The organism is Providencia sp. PROV114 (assembly GCF_032704305.1).
GTDB classification, from domain to species: Bacteria; Pseudomonadota; Gammaproteobacteria; order Enterobacterales; family Enterobacteriaceae; genus Providencia; species Providencia rettgeri.
On sequence record NZ_CP120528.1, the window covers coordinates 403,069 to 414,791 of the forward strand.

5 protein-coding genes and 2 rRNA genes are annotated in these 11,723 nt (G+C 42.2%); 6 read left to right on the top strand and 1 reads right to left on the bottom strand.

Going from position 1 to position 11,723, the window contains the following annotated elements:
• Positions 1-277 precede the first annotated feature (277 nt).
• The 6 genes from P3L37_RS01810 (at position 278) to aceK (ending at position 10,987) form a co-directional block, all read left to right on the top strand.
• A 23S ribosomal RNA gene (locus P3L37_RS01810) occupies positions 278-3,291 on the top strand.
• Positions 3,292-3,434: 143 nt separating this feature from the next.
• Positions 3,435-3,550 (top strand): 5S ribosomal RNA (gene rrf / locus P3L37_RS01815).
• A gap of 1,319 nt (positions 3,551-4,869) precedes the next feature.
• Entirely contained in the window at positions 4,870-5,799 is a 930-nt protein-coding gene (metA, locus tag P3L37_RS01820; RefSeq protein WP_004915271.1) for a homoserine O-succinyltransferase MetA, read from the top strand.
• Between the two features lie 364 nt (positions 5,800-6,163).
• On the top strand, positions 6,164-7,762 hold the full coding sequence (gene aceB / locus P3L37_RS01825) for a malate synthase A (protein ID WP_272517845.1): 1,599 nt from the start codon (positions 6,164-6,166) through the stop codon (positions 7,760-7,762).
• Positions 7,763-7,818: 56 nt separating this feature from the next.
• Positions 7,819-9,126: an isocitrate lyase gene (aceA, locus tag P3L37_RS01830; protein ID WP_004915268.1), complete on the top strand. Its 1,308-nt coding sequence runs from the start codon at positions 7,819-7,821 to the stop codon at positions 9,124-9,126.
• 127 nt (positions 9,127-9,253) lie between these two features.
• Entirely contained in the window at positions 9,254-10,987 is a 1,734-nt protein-coding gene (gene aceK / locus P3L37_RS01835) for a bifunctional isocitrate dehydrogenase kinase/phosphatase (RefSeq protein ID WP_109913085.1), read from the top strand.
• A 67-nt stretch (positions 10,988-11,054) separates the two neighbouring features.
• On the opposite strand, the gene P3L37_RS01840 is transcribed toward aceK, so the two are convergent.
• Positions 11,055-11,696 carry a bifunctional 4-hydroxy-2-oxoglutarate aldolase/2-dehydro-3-deoxy-phosphogluconate aldolase gene (locus P3L37_RS01840; protein WP_109913084.1) on the bottom strand — a complete coding sequence of 214 codons (642 nt, stop codon included), beginning with the start codon at positions 11,694-11,696 and terminating at the stop codon, positions 11,055-11,057.
• Between the last annotated feature and the right edge of the window lie 27 nt (positions 11,697-11,723).

The window sequence follows — 11,723 nt, forward strand, 5'->3', positions numbered from 1 at the left end:
TAGTTGGTTTAACAATTATGCTCTTTAACAATCTGGAACAAGCTGAAAATTGAAAACAACGCACATTGTTTATCGCTTAAACAATGTGAGAGTCTCTCAAAAATCTCAACTTGAATAGTGTACTTTGAACTATCGAGTCGACGAGCGACATGAGTTCAAGGCAGCCCGCGCACAGCAAGCGCAGCGTACTTAACGTACGTGAGCATTGCGCGCACGGACTAACGCCGAAATCATGAAGCACAGTCACTCGTTGTAAGAAGACACCTTCGGGTTGTGAGGTTAAGCGACTAAGCGTACACGGTGGATGCCTAGGCAATCAGAGGCGATGAAGGACGTGCTAATCTGCGATAAGCGTCGGTAAGGTGATATGAACCGTGATAACCGACGATTTCCGAATGGGGAAACCCAGTGCAACTCGTTGCACTATCGTTTGATGAATACATAGTCAAACGAAGCGAACCGGGGGAACTGAAACATCTCAGTACCCCGAGGAAAAGAAATCAACCGAGATTCCCCTAGTAGCGGCGAGCGAACGGGGAGCAGCCCAGAGTCTTAATCAACATTAGCATCAGAGAAACGGTCTGGAAAGGCCGGCAGTAAAGGGTGATAGCCCCGTATCCGAAGGTGTTAGTGTTGTGAACTCGACGAGTAGGGCGGGACACGTGTATCCTGTCTGAATATGGGGGGACCATCCTCCAAGGCTAAATACTCCTGATTGACCGATAGTGAACCAGTACCGTGAGGGAAAGGCGAAAAGAACCCCGGCGAGGGGAGTGAAATAGAACCTGAAACCGTGTACGTACAAGCAGTGGGAGCCCCACCACCAAAGCATTTTCTGGTGTTGAGGACAACTTTAAAGTGACATTCAACACGCGTTGGCGGAGCGTTTTTTGCGACGCCCAACACACAAAACAAGCAGTGAATGTGCTTTGGGGTGGGGTGACTGCGTACCTTTTGTATAATGGGTCAGCGACTTATATTCTGTAGCAAGGTTAACCGTATAGGGGAGCCGTAGGGAAACCGAGTCTTAACTGGGCGAATAAGTTGCAGGGTATAGACCCGAAACCCGGTGATCTAGCCATGGGCAGGTTGAAGGTTGGGTAACACTAACTGGAGGACCGAACCGACTAATGTTGAAAAATTAGCGGATGACTTGTGGCTGGGGTGAAAGGCCAATCAAACCGGGAGATAGCTGGTTCTCCCCGAAAGCTATTTAGGTAGCGCCTCGTGAACTCATCTTCGGGGGTAGAGCACTGTTTCGACTAGGGGGTCATCCCGACTTACCAACTCGATGCAAACTACGAATACCGAAGAATGTTATCACGGGAGACACACGGCGGGTGCTAACGTTCGTCGTGAAGAGGGAAACAACCCAGACCGCCAGCTAAGGTCCCAAAGTCATAGTTAAGTGGGAAACGAAGTGGGAAGGCTCAGACAGCCAGGATGTTGGCTTAGAAGCAGCCATCATTTAAAGAAAGCGTAATAGCTCACTGGTCGAGTCGGCCTGCGCGGAAGATGTAACGGGCTAAACTATGCACCGAAGCTGCGGCAGCGATATGTAAATATTGTTGGGTAGGGGAGCGTTTGTAAGCCTGTGAAGGTGTACTGCGAGGTATGCTGGAGGTATCAGAAGTGCGAATGCTGACATAAGTAACGATAATGCGGGTGAAAAACCCGCACGCCGGAAGACCAAGGGTTCCTGTCCAACGTTAATCGGGGCAGGGTGAGTCGACCCCTAAGGCGAGGCAGAAATGCGTAGTCGATGGGAAACGGGTTAATATTCCCGTACTGGTGATAATTGCGATGGGGGGACGGAGAAGGCTAGGCTATCCGGGCGACGGTTGTCCCGGTTTAAGGATGTAGGCAGGTGAATTAGGCAAATCCGGTTCACTATATGCTGAGGTCCGACGACGAGTCACTACGGTGATGAAGTAGCTCATGCCCCGCTTCCAGGAAAAGCCTCTAAGCTCTAGATTATCATTAATCGTACCCCAAACCGACACAGGTGGTCAGGTAGAGAATACTCAGGCGCTTGAGAGAACTCGGGTGAAGGAACTAGGCAAAATGGTGCCGTAACTTCGGGAGAAGGCACGCTGGCGCTAGGTGAAGTCCCTCGCGGATGGAGCTGAAGCCAGTCGCAGATACCAGCTGGCTGCAACTGTTTATTAAAAACACAGCACTGTGCAAACACGAAAGTGGACGTATACGGTGTGACGCCTGCCCGGTGCTGGAAGGTTAATTGATGGGGTTATCCGTAAGGAGAAGCTCTTGATCGAAGCCCCAGTAAACGGCGGCCGTAACTATAACGGTCCTAAGGTAGCGAAATTCCTTGTCGGGTAAGTTCCGACCTGCACGAATGGCGTAATGATGGCCAGGCTGTCTCCACCCGAGACTCAGTGAAATTGAACTCGCTGTGAAGATGCAGTGTACCCGCGGCAAGACGGAAAGACCCCGTGAACCTTTACTATAGCTTGACACTGAACATTGAGCCTTGATGTGTAGGATAGGTGGGAGGCTTTGAAGTGTGGACGCCAGTCTGCATGGAGCCAACCTTGAAATACCACCCTTTAATGTTTGATGTTCTAACGTAGCCCCGTTATCCGGGGTGCGGACAGTGTCTGGTGGGTAGTTTGACTGGGGCGGTCTCCTCCCAAAGAGTAACGGAGGAGCACGAAGGTTGGCTAAGCATGGTCGGACATCATGCGGTTAGTGCAAAGGCATAAGCCAGCTTGACTGCGAGAGTGACGGCTCGAGCAGGTACGAAAGTAGGTCTTAGTGATCCGGTGGTTCTGAATGGAAGGGCCATCGCTCAACGGATAAAAGGTACTCCGGGGATAACAGGCTGATACCGCCCAAGAGTTCATATCGACGGCGGTGTTTGGCACCTCGATGTCGGCTCATCACATCCTGGGGCTGAAGTAGGTCCCAAGGGTACGGCTGTTCGCCGTTTAAAGTGGTACGCGAGCTGGGTTTAGAACGTCGTGAGACAGTTCGGTCCCTATCTGCCGTGGGCGTTGGAAGATTGAAAGGGGCTGCTCCTAGTACGAGAGGACCGGAGTGGACGCACCACTGGTGTTCGGGTTGTCATGCCAATGGCATTGCCCGGTAGCTAAGTGCGGAAGAGATAACCGCTGAAAGCATCTAAGCGGGAAACTTGCCTTGAGATGAGTCTTCCCTGACCCTTAAAGGGTCCTAAAGGAACGTTTAAGACTAAGACGTTGATAGGTTGGGTGTGTAAGCGTAGCGATACGTTGAGCTAACCAATACTAATGAACCGTGAGGCTTAACCTGACAACACCGAAGGTGTTTTAGAGAGATTATGTTGATTCAATAAGCGTGAGAAGCCGAAAGGTGAAGGACACAGCAGCTTGTTCGAGATTGAGGTTCTGGTTTAGTGCACGAAAGTGAGACTAAACGGGAACACACAGAATTTGTCTGGCGGCAATAGCGCGGTGGTCCCACCTGACCCCATGCCGAACTCAGCAGTGAAACGCCGTAGCGCCGATGGTAGTGTGGGGTCTCCCCATGTGAGAGTAGGGAACTGCCAGACATTCAATTAGTGAGAAAGCCACCCATTGGGTGGCTTTTTTGCGTTTGGGGGAAACTAATTTATTGTTGATGTTAGCGTTGAAGCCCCTTAATGTCCTAACTTCCCAACTTCCCAACTTCCCAACTTCCCAACTTCCCAACTTCCCAACTTCCCAACTTCTTTCTTCTTTTAACGACTCGCTTAATTTATTTGATGTTATTCCTCTTCGTAGAGTCATTAGTCATAAATATAACTATCGCTAATGGAAGCTCACGATGCAAAGTAGTGAGTAACAACTCACTTCTATTTGGGCTACAAAAGGGGATGGGGAGTTAAGAGGGGAGAATTAAATCAAGGCGTTGCACCATTAGCATTCAGGGGAGGAATGTGATTGAGGGATACAAAGTAGTAAGTAACAGCTCACAAGTTATTTGGTGGGTGGCCAACTTCTCAATCTCCTAATTCTTTTAGGCTCAATTCCCTTTCTTACTTCATGAACCGATGAGATTTCTTTTCGACTCTCTTAACTTGCTTCAATTTCATCCCTATTCGCAGGGCCATTAATCATGAATATAACCACCACGATACAAAGTAGTGAGTAACAGCTCACAAGTTGTTTGGTGGGGAGCGGAGTTTTAGTAAAACCCATGGATATCGTGGGTTAGTGATTTACCTATCACCGTGATGAATGGAATTGCTTGAGCCAAAGTAGTAAGTAACAGCTTACCTCTATTTGGTTAGAAAAGGAGTATGGGGTGATAAAGAACCTAGATATAAAGCGATGGAGAAATAAGAAGTGTAGTTGTAGTTGGGAAAAATTAAATTGTATCTTCAATGTATTTAGAGGGTGAATGCTAATTAGAGATACAAAGTAGTGAGTAACAGCTCACATATTGTTGATGTGGCGGGGATTTTTAAATTAAATCAAATGGATATGATGATTTTGATGTTTTCCTATTGCCACGATGAATTCGATTGCTTGAGCAAAAGTAGTGAGTAACAACTCCGATTTCATATTTGTAATGGAAATTAAATCATCACCATAACTTGGTCGGTGGTATAGAAGCTAACCTGATAGGCTAATCAAATAACGGTATCTTAGATATAATTTATCGAAAAATTTAAATAGCTTATGGTAAATAAAAATAGTAGTCACTAATACAATATATTGAAAATAAAAAGATTAATGGTTGTATATAATCATTAGAAATAAGCTATAAGTTACAGTGCTTGAAATTATTTCATTTAACCTTGAAACGCTCGACAAGATGAAAAACATTGGTTAGATTATTTAGCATTCTAGAAGTCTAAACGTATAAACAGATAAAAGGGGATGAATGATGCCTATTCGTTTACCAGATGAATTACCGGCAGTTAATTTCTTGAGAGAAGAAAATGTTTTTGTTATGACAACAACAAGAGCAAGTCATCAGGAGATCCGTCCCTTGAAAGTATTAATACTCAATTTGATGCCAAAAAAAATAGAAACTGAAAATCAGTTTCTCCGTTTATTGTCAAACACACCATTACAGGTTGATATTCAACTATTACGAATTGATCAACGAGAATCAAAAAATACTCCAACAAAGCACTTGGATACTTTTTATTGTGATTTTGAAGAGATACAGGATCAAAATTTTGATGGGTTAATTGTAACGGGAGCTCCGTTAGGCCTAGTTGAGTTTAATGACGTATTATACTGGCAGCAAATAGAAAAGGTGATAGCTTGGGCGAAGCAACATGTGACATCAACCCTTTTTGTGTGTTGGGCTGTACAAGCGGCTTTAAAGGTATTGTATGACTTACCAAAATGGACAAGAGAAGAAAAATTATCAGGTATTTATCAGCATGATACGTTAGAGCCGTACGCTTTATTAACTAGGGGGTTTGATGGCTCATTTTATGCGCCTCACTCTCGATACGCTGATTTTCCTGAAGATCTTATCCGACAGCATACTGACCTAGAGATTTTAGCAAGTTCACAGGAGGCTGGTGCTTATTTGTTTGGGTCAAAAGACAAACGCTTAGCATTTGTGACAGGCCATCCTGAATATGATGGAGATACTCTTGCACAAGAATATTGGCGTGATCTAGATGCTGGTATTTCTCCTCAGATCCCATGCAATTATTTCAAAAATGATGATCCCAACAACCCCCCGATCGTGAGTTGGCGTAGTCATGGGCACTTGTTGTTCTCAAATTGGTTGAATTATTATGTGTACCAGATCACACCTTTTGATCTTACGAATATGGAACCAACGTTAGATTAAAAAAAGAAATATAAATTTAAGAATTGCAATAAAATAAGTTTTTTTACTGGTTCTACCAGTTTAAATCAAGCTTATATAGTAAAAAGTTGAGCCACAGTTAGTCTGAAAGCAGCTATTTTTAGCTGCTTTTTTTGTTTCCAAAGAAAAATTTTAAAAATGCAGTTTTCTATAATTAGTTGATTTAACGACTATTTAACATTTTAATCTAGTTAAAGGAATGGGTAATCAATTTTTAATTTTATTAAAAACTCATATTTATCAATATAATGAAGTTGCATTTAAATAAAATGGAAATCGTTTTTGATTTATTTCTATTTTGATCTTATGCTTAATTCATAATCAACGATGAATGAGGGTTTGGTCGATGGAGCAGCAATTATCTATATCGGAATTAACATTCACAAAGAATATTAAACAGCTTGATAATCAAGTATTACATACTGATTCTATTGCATTTCTTTCTAGATTGGTTGAAGAGTTTCTTCCTCATAGAGAAAAACTATTAAAAGATAGAGTGCTCAGACAGCAAAAGATAGATGCAGGTTCTTTACCTGATTTTATTTCGGAATTTGATTCCATAAAAAAATCAGATTGGAAAATACAAGGTATTCCTGAGGATTTACAAGATCGCCGTGTCGAAATTACGGGGCCGGTTGAACGTAAAATGGTTATTAATGCTTTGAATGCCAATGTAAAAGTATTTATGGCAGATTTTGAAGATTCCCTCTCACCTTCATGGGAAAAATTGATCGATGGACAAGTCAATTTAAGGGATGCAGTTCGCGGCGACATTTCTTATACCAATGAAAATGGAAAAGTCTACCAATTAAAATCAAACCCTGCTGTTTTGATTGCGCGTGTTCGTGGTCTTCATTTAGATGAAAAACACGTTTTATCAGGAGATAAACCGATTCCTGGTGGGCTATTTGATTTCGCTATTTACTTTTTTAATAACTACCAAGCGTTATTAGAAAAAGGAAGTGGCCCTTATTTTTACATCCCAAAACTTGAGTCTTGGCAAGAAGCTAAATGGTGGAGCGATGTCTTTAGTATGGCAGAGGATCTAGTGGGTATACCTCGGGGAACGATTAAAGCCACCGTGCTGATTGAAACATTACCCGCAGTGTTCCAAATGGATGAAATCTTGTATCACATGCGTCACCACATCGTGGGGCTGAATTGTGGGCGCTGGGACTACATATTCAGTTATATCAAAACACTGAAAGAGCATGCAGACCGAGTATTACCTGACCGCCAAGTTGTCACAATGACACAATCATTTTTAAGTGCTTATTCGCGCTTATTAATTAAAACGTGCCACCGCCGCGGCGCATTTGCGATGGGAGGAATGTCTGCTTTTATACCGAGCAAAGATCCTCAAGAAAATGAAACTATTTTAGCGAAAGTAAAAGCGGACAAAGAATTAGAAGCGAAAAATGGGCACGATGGCTCTTGGGTTGCACATCCGGGTTTAGCGGATACCGTTATGAATGTGTTTGATCAAGCACTTGGTCGGCACCAAAACCAGCTACATGTATCTCGTGATTTCGATGAAGAAATTACGGCTGACCAGCTATTAGAGCCTTGTGAGGGCGAACGAACCGAGGTGGGGATGCGGGCTAACATTCGTGTTGCAGTGCAATATATTGAATCATGGATTTCAGGGAATGGCTGTGTACCTATCTATGGTTTGATGGAAGATGCTGCGACAGCAGAAATTTCACGTACTTCAATTTGGCAATGGATCCGCCACGGTAAAACATTGTCTACCGGTGAAAAAGTCACTAAGGCATTATTTGAAGAAATGCTGGATGAAGAGTTACAGGTTATCCAAAAAGAACTTGGTGATAAGCGCTTTCAAAGCGGCCGCTTTCGTGAGGCTGCGGAATTAATGAGGCGCATAACAACGCAGGATGAGCTGATAGAATTCCTAACTATCCCCGGATACCAATTATTAGATTAAGCATAGTAAATAGAAAATTCGATAAACCCTACATATTCTTATAAAGGAAGTGGATCATGACTACATCGCGCTTAGAACAAATTGCCCAATTAGAAAGTGAATGGAAAAAACCACGTTGGAAAGGTATTACTCGCCCATATACTGCGGAAGAAGTAGTGAAATTACGTGGTTCTGTGAATATCGAACACTCTTTAGCACGCAAAGGTGCAGAACGCTTTTGGGAGCAATTACATGGTGGTTCAAAGAAAGGTTATGTAAATGCACTGGGAGCTTTAACCGGTGGGCAAGCGTTACAACAAGCGAAAGCCGGTATTGAAGCTATTTATTTGTCAGGTTGGCAGGTAGCCGCGGATGCAAATACTTCATCAAGTATGTATCCAGACCAATCACTTTACCCTGTTGATTCAGTACCATCGGTCGTTAAGAAAATTAATAATACTTTCCGTCGTGCAGACCAAATTCAGTGGGCGAATGGTATTGGCCCTGACAACAAAGAGTATATTGATTATTTTTTACCTATTATCGCGGATGCGGAAGCTGGGTTTGGTGGCGTATTAAATGCCTTCGAACTTATGAAAAATATGATAGAGGCAGGGGCTGCGGCTGTCCATTTTGAAGATCAATTAGCCGCGGTTAAGAAGTGTGGTCATATGGGTGGGAAAGTCCTTGTACCTACTCAAGAAGCGATTCAGAAGCTGGTTGCTGCTCGTTTAGCGGCGGATGTTTCAGGTGTACCAACTATTTTGGTTGCTAGAACAGATGCCGATGCAGCCGATCTTCTAACATCTGACTGCGATGCTTATGATGCGGCTTTTGTTACTGGAGAACGCACCTCTGAAGGTTTTTTCCGTACCAAAGCAGGAATTGAGCAAGCGATTAGCCGCGGGCTAGCGTATGCACCATATGCAGATCTTGTTTGGTGTGAAACGTCAAAACCTGACCTTGAAGCAGCAAGGCAGTTCGCTGAGGCTATTCATGCTAAATTTCCTGGTAAATTATTAGCTTATAACTGCTCTCCATCATTTAATTGGAAAAAGAATTTAGATGACAGCACGATCGCGCGTTTCCAAGATGAACTTTCAGCAATGGGCTATCGCTTCCAATTTATTACGCTAGCAGGTATTCACAGTATGTGGTTCAACATGTTTGATTTAGCCCACTCCTATGCACAAGGTGAAGGCATGAAGCATTATGTTGAAAAAGTTCAAGAATGTGAATTTGCCGCAATGAATAAGGGCTACACCTTCTCTTCGCATCAACAAGAGGTGGGAACAGGTTATTTTGATAAAGTAACAACCGTTATTCAAGGTGGTGCTTCATCAGTGACGGCTTTAACTGGGTCGACTGAAGAAGAGCAATTCTAGTTAGATTATTTTCCTTTTGATCGGTGTTTCTGGTGTCTTTGTTGGTTAGCTATATCTGTTAATTTTTCAGGCACGTTTAGTGCCTGTTTTTTATTCAAAATGAGTCTGTATTCTAATAGGAGTGGTTATGATATTGACGACAGAACAGATAATAGCGCAGACCATTTTACAAGGGTTTGATGCACAATATGGTCGTTTTCTTGAAATAACCTCAGGTGCACAAGAACGGTTTGAACAAGCAGATTGGCATGCAATTCAGCATGCGATGAAAAGACGAATTCAACTGTATGACCACCATGTTGGCTTAGTTGTCGCTCAGCTACAGTTTATGGGGTTAGTTCAATCTTTAACACCAGATAAACTGGCACAGATAAAAAATATTTATAAAACCTTATTACCGGATTACCCAAGGTTTGAAATAGCGGAAAGCTTTTTTAATTCTGTTTACTGTCGGTTATTTCGGCATCGGGAGCTGACACAAGATAACCTATTTATTTTTACGTCTCAGCCTGCGAGACGCTTTTCTATTGCTCCTAGGCCTCTAGCTCGCGAATACTTTGTTAATAATAATTTAGATGAGTTATTGTTTACTATATTAAGTGGGTTACCGCTAAGGTTAAAATGGCGGAATTTAAATTTAGATATTCATTGTATTATCAATGTATTAAAAACAAAATTTTCCGATATTGAAAGCCAGAAAGTCAGCTTTCATATCGCAAATGAGCTATTTTATCGTAATAAGGCAGCTTGGCTGATTGGTAAAATTTATATTAATGATGAGGTCTATCCATTCTTACTTCCTATTCATCATGATGATTGTCAGCACATTTATATTGATACGTGTTTAACCGAGTTTGATGAAGCCAGTATTGTGTTTGGTTTCGCTCGTTCCTATTTTATGGTGTATGCTCCTTTTCCTGCAGCACTGGTTTTTTGGTTGAGGGAGATCTTACCCAGTAAGTCAATTGCCGAATTATATATGGCAATTGGCTGTCAAAAGCATGGAAAAACAGAGTATTACAGAGAGTATCTCGCCTATATTAATTTTTCACGAGAGCAATTTACGGTTGCACCAGGTGTGAAAGGAATGGTGATGCTGGTTTTTACATCGCCTTCTTTCGATCGGGTTTTTAAAATTATTAAGGACCGATTTGCACCACAAAAACAGGTAACACGAGAACGGGTCTTAGAATGCTATCGTTTGGTTAAAGAGCACGATAGAGTTGGCCGTATGGCGGATACCCAAGAATTTGAAAATTTTGTGATTAGTAAATCCTCCATCAGTGATGAATTAATGGCGGAGTTATTGAAAGAGGCTCCATCTCAAATTGAAGATTTAGGTGATAACATATTGATTCGTCATCTGTATATGGAAAGAAAGATGATCCCATTGAATATTTATATGGATAATGCCTCTGATACACAATTGCATAATGCATTAAATGAATATGGCTGGGCGATTAAGCAATTAGCGGCTGCAAATATTTTTCCTGGAGATATGTTATTTAAAAACTTTGGGGTAACGCGGCATGGGCGTGTTGTTTTTTACGATTATGATGAAATCTGTTATATGACTGAAGTGAATTTTCGTAAAATTCCGGAGCCATTATACCCTGAGCAAGAGTTATCTGGTGAGCCATGGTATAGCATTGGGGAGCAAGATGTTTTCCCCGAAGAGTTTGCTTCTTTTATTTGCCAAAATGAGAAAATTCGTCATTACTTGCAACAATATCACGCAGATTTATTTTCAGCAGATTATTGGCAAAAGTTACAAAATAGGATTTTAGCGGGGCACGTAGAAGATGTTTATGCCTACCGTGAAGAATTACGTTTTTGTCATAACTTCAATGAGGTTGCATAATTATAATAGTATTCATTAAAGGCAGTTAAAAACGACCCAGCAAGGGACTGAGTCGTTTTTCGTGTCGTTATTTTTTTGCGCCTTGTACAGCCTCTTGTGCAAGTTGGGTGATTTTTTCGTAATTACCTGAATTCAAAGCCTCTTCAGGAACTAACCAAGAGCCGCCAATGCACAGAACACTATCTAGCTCTAAATAACTAAGGTAATTAGCGAGTGATATTCCACCCGTTGGGCAAAATTTGACTTGTGAGAAAGGGCCGGCAATAGCTTTTAGCGCCTTAACGCCACCGTTGGCTTCCGCTGGGAAAAATTTAAACTCTTTTAAGCCATATTGCATACCAAGCATAAGCTCAGAAACAGTTGAAATACCAGGGATTAAAGGAATATTTCCTTTGGTAGCGGCATTGAGTAATTCATCCGTCAAGCCGGGGCTAATTGCAAATTGTGCTCCCGCTTCAGTGACTTCAGCGAGTTGTTTTGCATTGATAACAGTACCCGCGCCAATAATCGCCTCAGGTACTTCTTTGGCAATGAGGCGAATAGCATCAATAGCACATTCAGTACGTAAAGTGACTTCTAAAACTTTAATGCCACCTTTGACTAGTGCTTTTGCAAGAGGAACCGCTTGTTCTAATTTTTTTATAACAATAACAGGGACGACAGGGCCTTGTTTTAATACGCTTTCAGCGGTTATTTTCCAATTATTCATTTTCTATTCCTATTCAATGAAAATAGA